We start from the raw sequence: 15341 nt of genomic DNA, 5'->3' as shown, positions 1-15341 counted from the left end.
AGCGTACCGTCCGATGGGTCTCGAACACGTCGAGGCTGAGTCATCCTATGCAACCGGATTGCCGCCATGTTTCGCGCCCTCTTGCGCTATTTCGAAACCCGGGTGAACCCCTACCCCGAGGATCATCAGAGCACACCCCCCAGGGGGTTGTTCGCCTTTATCCTGCACTTCTCGCGGCCGGTGTTGCCGCTGCTGGTCGTGATGTCGCTGCTGACGGCGCTGGTCTCGGCGGCGGAGGTGTTCTTCTTCCACACCATGGGCGAACTGGTGGACTGGCTCTCCGGCGCCGAGCGTGCGGGCTTCTTCGCCGAGCATGGCTGGCGCCTGGCCGGGATGGCGGTGTTGGTGGTGATTGGCCTGCCGCTGTTGACCCTGCTGCAGTCGCTGGTGACCCAGCAGGGCATCTTCGGCAACTATCCGATGATCGGCCGCTGGCTGGCGCACCGCCATATGCTTGGCCAGAGCCTGGCCTTCTATCAGGACGAGTTCGCCGGCCGCGTCTCCCAGAAGGTGATGCAGACGGCGCTGGCGATCCGCGAGACGGTGATGAAGCTGATGGACCTGATGGTCTATGTGCTCGTCTACTTCAGCGGGGCGATGCTGCTGATGGGCAGCGCCGAGCCCTGGCTGATGTTGCCGTTGGTGGTGTGGCTGGCTGGCTATATCGCCATTATGTGGATCTTCGTACCGCGCCTGCGGGCGGTCTCCATGGCGCAGGCGGATGCCCGAGCGGTGATGACCGGGCGCATCGTCGACAGCTACAGCAATATCCAGACCATCAAGCTGTTTGCCGATACCCGTCGCGAGGAAGCGTACGCCCGGGGTGCCATGGAGGGTTTCATGGGCACCGTGTATCGGCAGATGCGCCTGGCCACCGGCCTGACCGTCAGCCTGACGGTGCTCAACTCACTGCTGTTGGCCGGGGTGGCGGCCATGGCCATCGGTGCCTGGTACCTGGAGGCGGTATCGCTGGGTGTCATCGCCGTGGCGATCGCCCTGGTGATGCGCATTCGCTTCATGTCCGACTGGATTCTCTGGGAGGTGGCCGGGCTGTTCGAGAATATCGGCACCGTGCAGGATGGCCTGAATACCATCGCCCAGGAGCCGACGGTCCGGGATGCGCCCGATGCCGGGATGCTGACGGTGCCGCGTGGCGAGATACGCTTCGAGGCCCTGCACTTCGGCTATGCGCGCCCGGATGGAGAAGACCAGCGAGTCTTCGATGGCCTCGACCTGACCATCGCCCCCGGCGAGAAAGTGGGGCTGATCGGTCGCTCCGGGGCCGGCAAGTCGACCCTGGCCAATCTTCTGCTGCGCTTCTTTGATCTGGAGGGCGGGCGCATCCTGATCGATGGCCAGCAAATCACCGATGTAACCCAGGAGTCGCTGCGCCGGCAGATCGGTATGGTGACCCAGGACACCTCGCTGCTGCACCGTTCGGTGCGCGACAACATTCGCTACGGCAGCCCCCAGGCTAGCGAGGAGCAGGTTCAGGAGGCGGTGCGTCGCGCCCATGCCGACACCTTCATCGATGAGCTGGTGGACCTTGAGGGGCGCCGCGGCCTGGATGCCCATGTGGGGGAGCGCGGGGTCAAGCTCTCCGGTGGCCAGCGTCAGCGTATCGCCATCGCCCGGGTGCTGCTCAAGAATGCCCCCATCCTGGTGCTCGACGAGGCCACCTCGGCGCTGGATTCCGAGGTGGAGGCGGCGATCCAGGAGCAGCTCTATACACTGATGGAGGGCAAGACGGTGATCGCTATCGCCCACCGGCTTTCGACCATCGCCATGCTCGACCGCCTGGTGGTGATCGACGAGGGTGAGATCGTCGAGAGCGGCAGCCACACGGAGCTGCTGGCCAAGGGCGGCCTCTATGCCGCCCTGTGGCGGCGGCAGTCCGGTGGTTTCATCGGAGTAGACGTGGAGAACGGCGATGGCACGGCCTGAGCGAGGTAGCATGACACTGGATTATCGATGGCTCCACGACATGGTTCGCAACCGCTTCGACTCTGACGAGGCCATGGAGGCCTTTCTTCCCAGGCCGCTGACGCCCGACGAGCTGAAACAGCTGGGGGATGACCGTTACCTTTCCGCCATGAGCCTGCGGGTGTTTCGGGCCGGCATGAAACACTCGGTGGTCGATGCCAGGTGGCCCGCCTTCGAGGACGCCTTCTGGGGGTTCGACCCCGAGAAGATGGTGCTGCTCACCCCGGAGCAGGTCGATGGGTACATGAACAACGAGCGCATCATCCGCCACCGGACCAAGCTGCAGACCATCCCCAGGAATGCGCAATTTATTCTGGATATTCGCCAGGAGCAGGGCACAAGCTTCGCCGAGTTCATCGCCGACTGGCCGAGTGCCGACATCATCGGGCTTTGGCGGCTACTGGCCAGGCGTGGCGCCCGCCTGGGGGGACGCTCGGCCGCCGGCTTTCTGCGCCTGATCGGCAAGGATACCTTCCTGCTGACCGGCGATGTGGTGGCGCGTCTGATCGCCGCCAATATCGTTGACCAATTCCCGACGAATCAGCGCGATCAGCAGCGGGTCCAGGAGGCCTTCAATGAGCTGCAGCAGGCTTCCGGAAGGCCGCTGTGCCAGCTCTCGGCCATGCTCTCGTTGACGATCAATCCCCGGTTCTAAGTCAGTTGGGAGCCTGATCACAACGGCTAACGATGTGGGCGTGATGCACAATGGTGCGTGATTGCTGGTATCTGCCTTGCTGGCGCGATAACGCCTGCTACGCCTATCTCAGTTGAGGCGGGCAAGTCACTAAAGCACGACAGGGGCATATGCAGCCGGGTTGAGCTACCGGCGTGCCGTTCGGCGCCTGCTGCGTTTCTAGCGCATGGGAGGAGTGAAGATGAGAACGATCGGGCTGATCGGCGGCATGAGCTGGGAATCGACCCAGACCTACTACCGGCTGATCAATCAGGGGGTGAAGGCGCAGCTGGGTGGGCTGCACTCCGCCCGGCTGGTGCTCTACAGCGTGGACTTTGCCGAGATCGAGGCGCTACAGCGCCGCGGTGACTGGGCGGCCACGGCGCAGATTCTCGGGGCGGCGGCTCGCTCTCTGGAGGCGGCCGGTGCCGACTTTCTGGTGCTCTGCACCAACACCATGCACATCGTCGCCTCCCAGATCGAACAGGCCGTGACGATTCCCTTGCTGCATATTGCCGATGCCACCGCCCAAGAACTTCACCGGCAGGGCGTGAGCCGGGTGGGGCTGCTGGGCACCCGCTTCACCATGGAACAGGCCTTCTACCGGGAGCGCCTGGAAGCGCAGGGCATTCAGGTGTTGATCCCTGATGCCGCTCAGCGCGAGCGGGTCCATGCCGTCATCTATGACGAGCTGTGTCGCGGCGAGATTCGAGAAGACTCGAAAGCCGCCTACCTGGAGGTCATTGCCTCGCTGGCCGGGCAGGGCGCCCAGGGCGTGATCCTCGGCTGCACGGAGATCGGGCTGTTGATTCAGGGCAACGACACCGAGGTTCCACTCTTCGATACCACCGAGATACACGCCGAACAGGCGGTGGAGGCAGCGCTTGCGACCAACCTCTACTTTGCAACCCCACAACAGCTCTCATAGGCTCTTCTTATGAATCCCCGGCAGGGAGCCAGGAAGGCATATCGCAGCACGCAAGGACTACCGCATGGATGGCTGCAAGTCGTCAGCATGCCCAGGTAGGGGCGGTAGCGTGCCTGGCGCCTTCGGCGCTTCATCCAAGAGGGCTGCGTACTCCAGCGAAGCCCTTGCCAGCTCTCACAGTAATAACCTGCCGCTCGAAGTCGATGTCACGCACACGTAGCCGACATGTTTCGATGAGACGCAGGCCTGAGCCGTACATCAGGGTGGCCATCAGGCATGGGGCCAGCCAGGTGGCTCAGGACTCGCATGACATCTTCATGGGAAAGCACCACAGGAAGCCGGCGAGGGCGCTTGGCACGCGAGAACTCTCCGATATCTCCCAAGGGTTGATCGAGGACGTGACGATAGAGGAATACGAGAGCATTCAGCGCCTGGTTCTGCGTGGCCGTCGCCACTCGGCGCTCCACCGCCAAATGCTCGAGAAAGGTGCGTACTTCTGCGCCACCCATGCCGGCAGGATGACGTACCCCATGGAAGCGAATGAAGAAGCGTATCCAGTAGCAATAGGTTTTCTCGGTGCGCGGGCTGTAGCGTTTCACCCGCATGGTAGTCCTGACCCGGTCCATCAGCTTCGGTGGCCTGCATTGCGTATCCACAAAACCTTCCTCTTGGGTTATGGATATGCATACAGTATTATTGATACTTGAAAAACGCGCAAGCACGCGAATTCTGCATAGGTAGCCAAATTATGCTTCAGACTTAGAAAAATCAATGATTTACCGATATAAAATCATGCTTGATAAGATTGTTGAACGCGCATGCTCGTTCAAGTCAATAAACGAGCGCGCTGTCTAATACCTGTTATATTTCAGAGGTTAAAGTTGGGAAGTCTAATGGAAGAGGATAAATATCAATTTCGAGAAAAGTCTCAGTATCTCAACTTTTTGATATTGAAGGATGAACTTCAGACCCTTGATTTGGTATTGTCTCAACACATAACTGAGTACAAAGACCTTCTGACAAAATTTCGTGCAACACGAAGCGTTTTCCTTGTACTAAATAATGTAAAAGATGCAGCGGATAGAGTGCAGTTAAAAGCCTCACGAGAGTTTATTAAGAAAACTAGAAGTCTTAAAAAGAGACTCGTTTTTGCGAATCATTTTCGTAATCGAGGTATTGGTCACCTAGATGGTACTTTGCTTAATCGCGCAGTGCAGTGGAGTCCGCAAATTTTTTATGAGAGCGCCAAAGAAAATGAGCTATACCGGCTTGTAGAATCGCACCGAGCAATAATTGAATCTTGTATTAACTCGTTTATTGATGCAGATGGCAATCAAAAAGTATTTGGTACAGAGATCGATCTAATGTATCAGCCGAATGCGAAACAGTTCTATTCATACTTGTCAGAAGTGGTGAATGAAGCGATTTCTTGGCTTTCTGCTGCTTTGACGATCACTTTAGGAGAGATAGATCACCACACTGATGAAGAGATCCAAGAGTTAGCGGCTATAGCAGGACAGACAAACTTTAATCTCAAGGAAAATGCGGAATATAGTTACTCAATAGAGGAGCATCGGGAAGTTCTCTCCAACACTATAAAGGCGTTAGAAGAACAAGGCACGGACCTGGAAACGATCGAGTTTATACGATCCAAATTTGAAATATAACAAGTCACGGAAGGCGGACGCGTGAAACGCGCCGCTTCGTTCAGCGTTATGTTTACTAGGAGTTACGATCTATGCCAGATTTTGGTGCGATATCAGCAGGGATAAGCTCAATAAAGGTCGCAATAGACATAGCTAAGGATCTCAAGGGAGCCACATCGGCGATAAAAGATGCTGAAGTAAAGCTGAAAATTGCAGAGCTTCTTGAAGCTATGTCTGAAGTTAAAGTTCAGCTAGTAGAGGCTCAAGATGAGAATCTCGAGTTAAAGCGGACCATAAAAGATCTCGAGTCAGCCTTGGCGAGGCAAGATGAAGTTGTTTTTCGAGATGGTTATTACTACCTAGCTGAAGCTCAAGAGGGAAAGCCGGAAGGCCCATTTTGCTCTAACTGCTACTCATCAAGCAATCGGCTTTCTTTACTCACTGAAGTTACTGGTACATTTCGTAGCTTTGGAAAGTACAAGTGCCCAGCGTGTGAGCAACGGTTTGGCCAATAAACATAACAATCGCAGGCACGGCGACGGCTTTTTCGTTCCGGCTTCGACTACACTACAAAACCGCGCGTGCTGCGGGCGTTAAACCAAATCACGCGACTAAGGAGTTGGTCGATTGAAACACAGTAGTCCCCCCAAATGGATTCTCGTAGTGGGTCTCGGTGCGATTATCCTGACATTCCTTTTATACGGATTATCTTTCGGTCCTCATCTCTCAAATAACCAGTCGACGTGGGCTGCATTTGGAGCATTCTTTGGTGGTCTTTTAAGCCCATTTTTAGCCTTTCTCGCTATCGTGATGCTGTACCACACACTCGTCACACAACTTTCGGAATTCAGAGCATCAGTGGCGCACTTGTCCAAGACAGCAGAAGTTGCGGCGCAAGATCTTGAGTTATCGAAAGGCCAGAACCTCGACAACGAAACACTGGCGGTATTGGCCAACGGAGAGAGGCAAGTATCAGAATTGCTAAACCAGATCGTTTCTAGGCGCGGAACCGATCCGGAAATCAGGATGTTTCACATGTGCTTGGAAGCCCGGCGCGCCGCTAATCCGTTGGCAAGAAGCGATAGCTACACTGAGTTCATCAGTATGGCCCGTGCCGAAGGTTCGGTTGTTTGGTCATACGCGTTCGCTTTGCATGAAATAGTGGATGGCATGGTTGCAGTGCTAAAGGATTATAGAGCCCGGCACTCGACACAGTTTTCACCAGCTATTCTCTATTACCAGAAGAGGCTGGTGGCTGTTGCTCAACTGCTGACTGATGCAGAGTTTATTTCCGATGATGAAAGAATAGAGATAGCTACTATGGCCGATCATCATGGGTAACTGGGCCAGTTTAACCAGGGGCTTCAGCCGACCGGTTTTCCGCTGCCGCTCCAAACCGGCGGCTGATCCCAGGCGTTAACCCCCCAAGGACGAGTATGAGCGTTAAATTAATATTCTCGGAATACTTTGAGATAGAAGAAAAAGAACTGGATGATCATGGTGCTCTGAACATATGTTTAACTTCAGACCTTCCGCTTTTTATTGACCCATTTCTGCTTTTTGCATCTGAAAAACCAGAATACAAAGAGCAGCATGACAAGATTGTATCTCACCTTATTTTGCTGAAAGGAATTGCAGTAAATGAAGGAATCAGTGCTAATGCTAATCTCTTCAAGTTTCCAGAAATAAAGCAGAACTGGCTCGGTCTCTGTAAATACGGGAATAACGGCAAAGGCCTGGGGGCCAAATTTGCCAAGGATATTATTTCTGCTTTTAATGGGTTCTATTCAAATTTTGGTGAAGAGACGATTTCATCGGCTACGCATATCGAGAAGCTAACTCTTGTTGGCGCTGGAATTGGAAAAGACTTTATTAGTGATTTTGCCACTAATTTAATGCTCGAATATCTCCTTGAGTATACTCAGGACTTTGCAAGGAAATCCTTGAAGCCTCACCAGAGAAAGGTTTTTAGCGTTAGGTGTTCTTATGACGATAACCTGATGATATGGAAACCTAAGGAATATGAGCTTCCATACTTCTATCTCGAGGAAAATGGGGATTTTATACTACTAACTCCTCTAGACATACTTACAAAAGATGAATCGTTTATATGTCATAGCGAATTGTCGGTAAATTTTAGAACAATTGCTAACTCTATTGGTAATGCAGCATTACGTAATTCTGTAAACTCCTATTTTCATAAAGCACTGCCAATATCGCCAAAGAAAAAAGATATCGAACATGCAGTATCTAAAACAATAAATGCGTTCCCAGAAATTCTAGACTATTACATAAAGCAAAAAGAAGACAAGAAAGACCAGTCTAAGAAGCTATCAAAAGAAAAGATCGACAAGATACGTAGCGAGCTAATAAATACGCTTTCACTTTTCTGCGAAAACCTACTTGAGTCGAGTGATTTCTTTGAAGTTAAACCCAATAGCTATGAGGAAGCGCTAAAAAGGGCGAATTTCTTGAAGGACAACATAGAAAATAATGATGGCTATAGGATTTTCTATCAAAAAGGAAAGCCTATTGCTTCAGAAGACACTATTCAGCGCGTTTTTAGACTAACTTGGTACGCATCACCATATGACGTGAACTCTGAAGTAAACAACGGTAGAGGTCCTGCTGATTATAAGGTTTCTTTCGGTTGTGGTGACTCAACAATAATTGAGTTTAAGCTGGCTAGATCATCATCATTGAAAAATAATCTTAAAAATCAAACCGAGATCTACAAGAAAGCTTCGAAATCCATCTCAGATATTAAAGTTATTCTTTGCTACTCAAAACCTGAGATTGCGAAAGTGGATAGAATATTAAAAGGTATGGGGCAGCAAGGGGCTGAAAATATAGTGATAATTGATGCTTCACCGAAAGCATCAGCCTCAAAGGTCATATAGGGTTAACAAGGCGCTGCTTTCGGATAAGTTTTCCGCTACGCTTCAAACTTGCCGTAGAGCGTGGCGTTATGCCATCAGAAAGGAGCAAGATATGCGAATATTAACCTATACCGCCTTTGTGTCGCTCGACGGCGTTGTCGACTCTCCTGGCGGGGGGCTTTCTGAGACTCACAGCGCTGCGGGTTGGACTCACAAGGACATCGAGTTCCTTGAGGAGGCTTACAAACTCAAAGGTCGGGAGATGAGGGAGGCCACGGCGCTTCTGTTCGGCAGGAAGAGCTACGAGAGTTTCGCGCCAGTCTGGCCGGAAGTGGCGGAGTTTGCCAGCTACAAGGAGATGCCGAAATATGTTGTCTCCTCCACGCTGAACGACAACGACCTGGTTGACAACTGGGGCGAGACCACCATTCTGCGCTCGCTTGACGAGGTCGCGAAGATTAAGGCGGCCGAAGGCGGGCCGATCTTCATCCATGGTAGTGCCAGCCTCGCACGAAACCTCGCCGACGCGGGACTGCTCGACCGCTACTATCTTCTGGTGTTTCCAGTGCTTCTCGGCGCAGGCAAGCGCATGTTCAGCGATGCCGACGAGAAGAAACAGCCGCTTAAGCTTGTTGAGAGTGAGTCCTATGCGAACGGGATTCAGAAGCTCGTGTACGAGTTCGTACGATGAGGCCGCCATCGGTCCTGGAAGAGCTCGCTATCAGGATTCGGGCCCGGCATAACTAATCGCTCAACGCGACCTCGCTTCTCGCGGCGCTTTAGCTCAGGGGTTAAGATGAGAAAGAGTAATGAATATTAGAGAAGCAACTAAAGAAGACTGGGATTCAATATGGCCAATATTCCATGAAATAATTTTGGCCGGTGAGACATATGCATACGAAATGAATACAACCAAAGAACAGGCTGAGGAAATTTGGCTAGATGCTCCGCGCAAGACCTATGTATTTGAAGAAAATGACAATATATTAGGTACGTATTATTTAAAAACGAATCAAGCCGGCCCTGGTGATCATGTTTGTAATTGTGGCTATATGGTTTCTTCGCGGGCAAGAGGCAAAGGGCTAGCTACATCTATGTGTGAGCACTCTCAAAAAATAGCACTAGAGCTGGGTTATAAAGCGATGCAGTTTAATTTTGTAGCATCAAGCAATGAAGGTGCTGTTCGTTTATGGGGAAAGTTAGGCTTCGAAATAGTTGGTCGTTTACCAAAAGCATTTAATCATCCAGCACAAGGCTATGTAGATGCATTGGTAATGTATAAATGGTTGCAAGCATAACGAGGGCAGTCAGCAGGACACGCAAAACGTGCCTCTGCTGGCGGCGTTAAATGCCAGTGATAGCCAGATCCAGTGCCCCATCAAGCCTTCAACTCAGGGGTTGGCATGCCGACAGTATCCGATACCGAGCGACTGACTCTTCGGCATTTCGCGCACGTGGATGCCGACTTTATTGTGCGGCTGCTGAATGAGCCTTCGTTCATTCGCCATATCGCCGACAAGCAGGTTCGCACCCGGGAGGAGGCCGTTCGCTACCTCGATCGTGGCCCGATGGCGAGCTACCGCACCCATGGCTTCGGTCTAAACCTGGTGCAGCTGAAAGGCGAGGGCACGCCGATCGGCATGTGTGGCCTGGTGAAACGGGACGAACTGGAGAGGCCCGATCTCGGCTATGCGTTCCTGCCCGAGTTCTGCGGTCAGGGCTACGCCTTCGAGGCCGCGACCGCTGTGCTCGAGCATGGCATGATAGCGCACGCGCTTGAGTCGGTGTTGGCGGTGACGCTGCCGGACAACGCTCGCTCCAACCGCCTGTTGCGCGCACTGGGCTTTCGTGCCCGGGGAAGCGTGTGGCTCTACGGGGCACGGAACAACCTCTACGAGTATCGTCGCTAGCCGCGGCGTGGCCCTGACGGGTGGGCGCTTTCCTCATTCGAGGCGCTGTGACACCATCGCCGCTTTCGTCGTTTGGAGTCAAAGTGTCGTGATCGTTCGTGATCGCCCCGGAGCGTTCAGGCTGATGCTGGCCTGGAAGGGCTCGGTGGTGCCCCATACCCTGCCGCATATCCTGCTGGCCGGTCTCTTCGCCGCCGCCATCACCTGGGTCGCTCGCCATCACTATCTTGAAGGCATCGTTCAGCACACGCTGCTGCCGTTTACCTTGATGGGCATCGTGCTGTCGATCCTTCTGAGCGTGCGCAACACGGCGACCTACAACCGCTGGTGGGAGGCGCGCCAGCAGTGGGGGCGCATGGTCGTCGAGATGCGCAGCCTGGTTCGGGTCGGCGGCATCTACCTGAGCTCGGAGCGTCGCCGGGAACTGATGATACGCGCGCTGGCCCATGCTCACCTGCTGCGCGGGCAGTTGCGCGAGGAGGAGGTGCGCGCAGACCTGCCGGCCTCGCTCTCCGCTGACCTTGTCGACCGGGCGCTGAGCCTGCGCAATCCCGCGGCCTTCATGCTGCAGCGGGCCGGCGACGTGGTGGCCGAGGCGCGACGAGCAGGAGAGATCGACTCGGTGGCCGCGGCCGCGATCGATGATCACCTGCACGGCATGGCCGAGATCCAGGCCGCCTCGGAGCGTATCGCTCAGACACCGCTACCGTTTGCTTATACGCTGCTCGCGCACCGTACCGCCTACGTTTACTGCTACCTGCTGCCGTTCGGATTGGTGTCGGGCGTCGGCTGGTTCACCCCGGTGTTCACCGCCATCGTCGCCTACACTTTCTTCGGGCTCGACCGCCTCTCGGAGCAGATGGAGTTTCCTTTCGGCCGCGAGGCCAATGACCTGCCGCTGGACGCCATCTGCCGAGTGCACGAGATCAGCGTGGCCGAGGCGCTGGGCGATCCGGCGCCCGAGCCGCTGCAGCCGGTGGCGTTCGAGCTGCAGTAGGTCGCGCGGGGCCTAGCCGCTAGACAGTTATCGGCTCAGGTGCCGAAATAGAGAAATTAATCTGATAAAACATATGAAAAAGCGGTGTTGTCGCCTTCGGCTGGGACAGACTGCTGTGCAGTCCGCGCCAAACCTTGGCGCAACCCACCCAAAACCGAAGCCCCCGAGCTAAATCAATGGCTCGGGGGCTTTTTCGTTCTGTTGTGTCAGTTACCTGGCGGCGAGGGCTACACCCACCTTGGAGCGGTTAGGGCGGCCGATGGTCTGGGTGATCCAGGTGCCGGTGTTGGCCAGGGCGTCGAGGTCGATGCCGGTCTCGATGCCGAGGCCGTTGAGCAGGTAGACCACGTCTTCGCTTGCCACATTGCCGGAGGCGCCCTTGGCGTAGGGGCAGCCGCCGAGGCCGGCCACGGAGCTGTCCACCACCGCAATGCCTTCCTCGAGCACGGCGTAGAGATTGGCGAGCGCCTGACCATAGGTGTCGTGGAAGTGGGCGGCGAGCTTCTCCATGGGTACGTCGCGGCTGACCGCCTCGAGCATGCGCTTGGCAGTGAGCGGGGTGCCGGTGCCGATGGTGTCGCCGAGCGAGACCTCGTAGCAGCCCATGTCATACAGTGCCTTGCTTACTTCGGCGACCTTGGCGGGGGCGATCTCACCCTCGTAGGGGCAGCCCAGCACACAGGAGACGTAGCCGCGGACCCGCACTCCGGCTTCTCGTGCGCGTTCGAGCACCGGCTCGAAGCGGGCCAGAGACTCGGCCACCGAGCAGTTGATGTTCTTCTGGGAGAAGGCCTCGGATGCGGCGCCGAATACGGCAACCTCCTCGACGCCACACTCGAGTGCCGCTTCCAGTCCCTTGAGGTTGGGGGTGAGCGCCGCGTAGGTGACGCCATTGTGGCGCTTTAGGCCGGTCATCACTTCGCGATGGTCGGCCATCTGTGGCACCCACTTGGGGGAGACGAAGCTGGCCGCCTCGATATAGCGGATGCCGGCCGCGCCCAGGCGGTCGATCAGTTCGAGCTTGGTGTCGGTCGCGATCGGCGTCGACTCGTTCTGCAGTCCATCGCGGGGGCCGACCTCGACCAGGCGTACCTGCTTGGGGAATGTCATGAATTCTCTCCTGTCTTGCCGACGTGCCGATAAGGTGCCTATGGGTCGCGGCTTGCCCGGCGACAGGTCAACGAGGGGGCGCTGTGAACCCTTCCCTGGGCGCTACCGATGCCATCCATGGCATAGGACCCCCTCTGCGACCTGTCCCCGGCGCCGCTCAGCCTGGCGGGCTGTCACTCTTCGGGTGCGAACTCGAGCAGCACGTCGCCCTGGCCGACGGTGTCACCGGCGGCGAAGTGGAAGCTCTCCACATGGCCGTCGGCAGGGGCGGCCATGGTGTGCTCCATCTTCATGGCTTCCATCACCATCAGCGGCATGCCTTTCTCGACCTTCTGGCCCGGCTCCACCAGCAGCGCCACCACGGTGCCGTGCATCGGAGCGGTGAGGGTGGACTCCGTCTCATGCTGACCATGGTCGATGGCATCGATGCGCCGCCAGAACAGGCGAGTCTCGCCGCTGCTGTCGGCCATTACCACCACGCCGTTGTCGGCCAGGCGGGCCTGCAGACGACGACGGTGCCCATCCAGAGTGACCGCCACGGCGTCGCCTTCCAGGTGCTGGATGCGTGCGGTCAGCGTGCGTTCGCCGATCACCAGCTGCCAGGGGCCGGAGGCGGCCTCGCGACGGCCCTCGACCACCACTACCTCCTCGGCATCCGGTGCCTGGGCGCGGCTGAGGTCGTGGCCGGTGGCGCACAGGGCGATGCGGATGGTGTTGGGTGCGTTCAGGCGGAAGCCGTCATGACGATCCCAGGGGGAGTCGCTCTCGCACTCCCGGGAGAGCTGCTTGAGGCCGATCAGGGCCGCCGAGGCATAGGCTTCGGTGGTGATCTCACGCGGCGCGAACAGGCTCTCCTCGTGCTTCTCGATAAAGCGTGTATCGAGATCGCAGCCCTTGAAGGCCGGGTGGGTGGCCAGGCGCTGCAGGAAGGCGCGGTTGGTCACCACCCCTTGCACGTCCAGTGCGGCCAGCGCGCGGTTGAGGGTGGCGAGTGCCTGGTCGCGGTCGCCGCCGTGCACGATCAGCTTGGCGAGCATGGGGTCGTAGTGCATGGAGATGGCATCGCCGCTCTCCACGCCGCTGTCCAGGCGCACCTTGTCGGCATCCAGCCCCGCGCCCTCGAGGTCCAGGGCGAAGCGGGTCAGGGTGCCGGTGGCGGGCAGGAAGTCCTGCTCCGGGTCCTCGGCGTAGAGGCGTGCCTCGAAGCTATGGCCGGTGAGGGTCAGCTCTTCCTGAGCGAGAGGGAGGCGCTCGCCCATGGCCACGCGCAGCTGCCACTCCACCAGGTCCTGGCCGGTGATCATCTCGGTAACCGGGTGCTCCACCTGCAGGCGGGTGTTCATCTCCATGAAGAAGAACGAGCCGTCAACGTCGAGCAGGAACTCCACAGTGCCGGCGCCCACGTAGCCAATCTCCTTGGCGGCACGCACGGCGGCCTCGCCCATCTCGCGGCGAAGCTCGGCGCTCATGCCCGGCGCGGGCGCCTCCTCGAGTACCTTCTGGTGGCGGCGCTGCACGGAGCAGTCGCGCTCGAACAGATAGACACCGTTGCCGTGGCTGTCGCAGAAGACCTGCACCTCGACGTGGCGTGGCTGGGTCAGGTATTTCTCGATCAGCATGCGCTGGTCGCCGAAGGCGGCCTGGGATTCACGGCGGCAGCCATCCAGGGCGGCCTGGAAGCCGTCGCTGGACTCGACCACTCGCATGCCCTTGCCACCACCGCCGGCGCTGGCCTTGAGCAGCACCGGATAGCCGATCTTGTCGGCCTCGGCCTTGAGCAGGGCGTCGTCCTGGTCGTCGCCGTGGTAGCCCGGCACCAGCGGTACGCCGGCGTCATGCATGCGCGCCTTGGCGGCGGACTTGTCGCCCATGGCGGCGATGGCGGAGGCGGGCGGGCCGACGAAGGTGATGCCGGCCTGGTCGAGGGCGTCCACGAAGGGGCCGTTCTCGGAGAGGAAGCCGTAGCCGGGGTGGATGGCGCCGGCGCCGGTGCGCCTGGCCGCCTCGATCACCGCTTCCACCTTGAGGTAGCTGTCGCGAGCGGCGGCCGGACCCAGGCGCACGGCCTCGTCGGCCTCACGCACATGGCGGGCATTGGCATCGGCATCGGAGTAGACGGCGACGGTGCGCAGCCCCATGGCGCGCGCGGTGCGCATCACCCGGCAGGCGATCTCGCCGCGGTTGGCGATCAGTACCGTATCGAACTTCTTCATTTCTGTGGTCATGAGCGGGGCTCCGCGGCACGGGGGTTCTGTTCTTTGGAAACAGGTTCTTCGGAAGCAGAGGGTTGCGTCCAGGCGGGGCGACGCTTCTCGAAGAAGCTGGCAAGGCCTTCCTGTCCCTCTTCGCTGACGCGCAGCTCGCTGATCACCCGGCAGGTATGTTCCCGGGTGGCATCGCTGTCGGGCTCGCGGGCGACATCGGCGAGCAGCGCCTTGGTGGCGCGCTGGGCCTGGGGCGAGCCGGCCAGCAGGATCTCGAGCATTGCCTCCACGGCCTCGTCGAGTTCGTCGTGGGGGGCGATGCGATGGGCCAGGCCGAGTGCCAGGGCAGTGGGGGCATCGATGACCTCGGCGGTCAGCGCATAGCGGCGCATCTGACGAGGGCCGATGGCACGCTGCACATAGGGGCTGATCACCGCCGGTGACAGGCCGATCTTGACCTCGGAGAGGCAGAACTTGACCTTCTCGGAGGCGACGACCAGGTCACAGCAGGCGGCCAGGCCCACGGCGCCACCGAAGGCGGCTCCCTGCATGCGGCAGAGCGTGGGGCAGGGCAGCGTGTCGAGGCCGTGCATCAACGCCGAGAGCTTGCGCGAGTCGGCGAGGTTGCCCTCGAAGTCGTACTCGACCATGCGCTTCATCCAGCCCAGGTCGGCGCCGGCGGAGAAGCTCTTGCCCTCGGAGCCCAGCACCACCACGCGCACCTCACCCTTGCTGGCGGCCTCGTGGAGACGCTCCAGGTGGGCGTTGAGCTCGGCGATCAGGCTGTCATCGAAGGCGTTGTGGATCTCGGGGCGTTCCAGCGTCAGCCAGGCGACACCGCGCTGATCGACGTCCAGTCTTGAGTAGGAGGGGGTAGCTGACATAGCAATTGTCTCTGCGTTGGGTGTAGGAGCTCGACTTGTCGGGCGAATGACGCGAAGGCGTCCAGGTTGGCCGCAGAGCGGCGGTTCGCGCGATACATCGCGCTCCTACCACCTCCCTTGCATGGCA

The 15341-nt window shown here is 57.9% G+C and carries 16 protein-coding genes; 11 read left to right on the top strand and 5 right to left on the bottom strand.

Features of this window, described 5'->3' with window-relative positions:
* Positions 1-66: 66 nt before the first annotated feature.
* From IOC61_RS07135 to IOC61_RS07125, 3 genes are all read left to right on the top strand, one after another.
* Positions 67-1944: an ABC transporter ATP-binding protein gene (locus IOC61_RS07135; RefSeq protein WP_195688172.1), complete on the top strand. Its 1878-nt coding sequence runs from the start codon at positions 67-69 to the stop codon at positions 1942-1944.
* A gap of 10 nt (positions 1945-1954) precedes the next feature.
* Positions 1955-2638 (top strand): DNA-3-methyladenine glycosylase I, encoded by a 684-nt coding sequence (locus IOC61_RS07130; RefSeq protein ID WP_195688171.1) that lies wholly within the window; start codon positions 1955-1957, stop codon positions 2636-2638.
* A 220-nt stretch (positions 2639-2858) separates the two neighbouring features.
* The gene (locus IOC61_RS07125) at positions 2859-3584 is read left to right on the top strand and encodes an aspartate/glutamate racemase family protein (RefSeq protein ID WP_195688170.1); all 726 of its coding nucleotides are present in this window, start codon (positions 2859-2861) and stop codon (positions 3582-3584) included.
* Positions 3585-3714: 130 nt separating this feature from the next.
* Here the strand turns inward: IOC61_RS07125 and IOC61_RS17935 are convergent, their stop codons facing one another.
* Together IOC61_RS17935 and IOC61_RS07120 are read right to left on the bottom strand one after the other, a co-directional pair.
* Positions 3715-3843 (bottom strand): tyrosine-type recombinase/integrase, encoded by a 129-nt coding sequence (locus IOC61_RS17935; protein ID WP_420706335.1) that lies wholly within the window; start codon positions 3841-3843, stop codon positions 3715-3717.
* Positions 3791-4183, bottom strand: coding sequence for a phage integrase N-terminal SAM-like domain-containing protein (locus IOC61_RS07120; protein ID WP_324254695.1), 393 nt, complete (start codon positions 4181-4183; stop codon positions 3791-3793). Before IOC61_RS07120 ends, IOC61_RS17935 begins: the two co-directional genes overlap by 53 nt.
* Positions 4184-4477: 294 nt before the next feature.
* Between IOC61_RS07120 and IOC61_RS07115 the strand changes: the two genes are divergently transcribed.
* The 8 genes from IOC61_RS07115 to IOC61_RS07080 all read left to right on the top strand — a co-directional run bounded on the left by IOC61_RS07115 (position 4478) and on the right by IOC61_RS07080 (position 11016).
* On the top strand, positions 4478-5251 hold the full coding sequence (locus tag IOC61_RS07115) for a hypothetical protein (protein ID WP_195688169.1): 774 nt from the start codon (positions 4478-4480) through the stop codon (positions 5249-5251).
* Between the two features lie 71 nt (positions 5252-5322).
* On the top strand, positions 5323-5745 hold the full coding sequence (locus IOC61_RS07110; protein WP_195688168.1) for a hypothetical protein: 423 nt from the start codon (positions 5323-5325) through the stop codon (positions 5743-5745).
* Between the two features lie 112 nt (positions 5746-5857).
* A complete protein-coding gene (locus tag IOC61_RS07105; RefSeq protein WP_195688167.1) occupies positions 5858-6571 on the top strand; it encodes a hypothetical protein in 714 nt (237 codons plus the stop codon).
* 95 nt (positions 6572-6666) lie between these two features.
* The gene (locus tag IOC61_RS07100) at positions 6667-8130 is read left to right on the top strand and encodes a hypothetical protein (RefSeq protein ID WP_195688166.1); all 1464 of its coding nucleotides are present in this window, start codon (positions 6667-6669) and stop codon (positions 8128-8130) included.
* A gap of 91 nt (positions 8131-8221) precedes the next feature.
* Complete coding sequence (locus IOC61_RS07095; protein ID WP_195688165.1) at positions 8222-8800, top strand: dihydrofolate reductase family protein; 579 nt, start codon at positions 8222-8224, stop codon at positions 8798-8800.
* Between the two features lie 118 nt (positions 8801-8918).
* Positions 8919-9407, top strand: coding sequence for a GNAT family N-acetyltransferase (locus IOC61_RS07090; protein ID WP_195688164.1), 489 nt, complete (start codon positions 8919-8921; stop codon positions 9405-9407).
* A 105-nt stretch (positions 9408-9512) separates the two neighbouring features.
* The gene (locus IOC61_RS07085; protein WP_195688163.1) at positions 9513-10019 is read left to right on the top strand and encodes a GNAT family N-acetyltransferase; all 507 of its coding nucleotides are present in this window, start codon (positions 9513-9515) and stop codon (positions 10017-10019) included.
* Between the two features lie 88 nt (positions 10020-10107).
* On the top strand, positions 10108-11016 hold the full coding sequence (locus IOC61_RS07080) for a bestrophin family protein (protein ID WP_195688162.1): 909 nt from the start codon (positions 10108-10110) through the stop codon (positions 11014-11016).
* A 210-nt stretch (positions 11017-11226) separates the two neighbouring features.
* Here the strand turns inward: IOC61_RS07080 and IOC61_RS07075 are convergent, their stop codons facing one another.
* The 3 genes from IOC61_RS07075 to IOC61_RS07065 form a co-directional block, all read right to left on the bottom strand.
* Positions 11227-12126 carry a hydroxymethylglutaryl-CoA lyase gene (locus IOC61_RS07075; RefSeq protein WP_195688161.1) on the bottom strand — a complete coding sequence of 300 codons (900 nt, stop codon included), beginning with the start codon at positions 12124-12126 and terminating at the stop codon, positions 11227-11229.
* 173 nt (positions 12127-12299) lie between these two features.
* Positions 12300-14351: an acetyl/propionyl/methylcrotonyl-CoA carboxylase subunit alpha gene (locus tag IOC61_RS07070; RefSeq protein ID WP_195688160.1), complete on the bottom strand. Its 2052-nt coding sequence runs from the start codon at positions 14349-14351 to the stop codon at positions 12300-12302.
* Positions 14348-15214 (bottom strand): enoyl-CoA hydratase-related protein, encoded by an 867-nt coding sequence (locus IOC61_RS07065; RefSeq protein WP_195688159.1) that lies wholly within the window; start codon positions 15212-15214, stop codon positions 14348-14350. Before IOC61_RS07065 ends, IOC61_RS07070 begins: the two co-directional genes overlap by 4 nt.
* Positions 15215-15341: the final 127 nt, after the last annotated feature.

It is taken from the genome of Halomonas sp. KAO (assembly GCF_015595025.1).
GTDB lineage: Bacteria > Pseudomonadota > Gammaproteobacteria > Pseudomonadales > Halomonadaceae > Halomonas.
Note: the sequence above shows the minus strand (reverse complement) of the source record. Positions and strands in the feature narration are given on the sequence as shown.

Bases quoted from the DNA above. Each gene is read 5' to 3' on its own strand.
- IOC61_RS07130 (WP_195688171.1), top strand. From the start codon at position 1,955: ATGACACTGGATTATCGATGGCTCCACGACATGGTTCGCAACCGCTTC.
- IOC61_RS07135 (WP_195688172.1), top strand. From the start codon at position 67: ATGTTTCGCGCCCTCTTGCGCTATTTCGAAACCCGGGTGAACCCCTAC.
- IOC61_RS07065 (WP_195688159.1), bottom strand. From the start codon at position 15,214: ATGTCAGCTACCCCCTCCTACTCAAGACTGGACGTCGATCAGCGCGGT.
- IOC61_RS07070 (WP_195688160.1), bottom strand. From the start codon at position 14,351: ATGACCACAGAAATGAAGAAGTTCGATACGGTACTGATCGCCAACCGC.
- IOC61_RS07100 (WP_195688166.1), top strand. From the start codon at position 6,667: ATGAGCGTTAAATTAATATTCTCGGAATACTTTGAGATAGAAGAAAAA.
- IOC61_RS07075 (WP_195688161.1), bottom strand. From the start codon at position 12,126: ATGACATTCCCCAAGCAGGTACGCCTGGTCGAGGTCGGCCCCCGCGAT.
- IOC61_RS07110 (WP_195688168.1), top strand. From the start codon at position 5,323: ATGCCAGATTTTGGTGCGATATCAGCAGGGATAAGCTCAATAAAGGTC.
- IOC61_RS17935 (WP_420706335.1), bottom strand. From the start codon at position 3,843: ATGTACGGCTCAGGCCTGCGTCTCATCGAAACATGTCGGCTACGTGTG.
- IOC61_RS07090 (WP_195688164.1), top strand. From the start codon at position 8,919: ATGAATATTAGAGAAGCAACTAAAGAAGACTGGGATTCAATATGGCCA.
- IOC61_RS07125 (WP_195688170.1), top strand. From the start codon at position 2,859: ATGAGAACGATCGGGCTGATCGGCGGCATGAGCTGGGAATCGACCCAG.
- IOC61_RS07115 (WP_195688169.1), top strand. From the start codon at position 4,478: ATGGAAGAGGATAAATATCAATTTCGAGAAAAGTCTCAGTATCTCAAC.
- IOC61_RS07085 (WP_195688163.1), top strand. From the start codon at position 9,513: ATGCCGACAGTATCCGATACCGAGCGACTGACTCTTCGGCATTTCGCG.
- IOC61_RS07095 (WP_195688165.1), top strand. From the start codon at position 8,222: ATGCGAATATTAACCTATACCGCCTTTGTGTCGCTCGACGGCGTTGTC.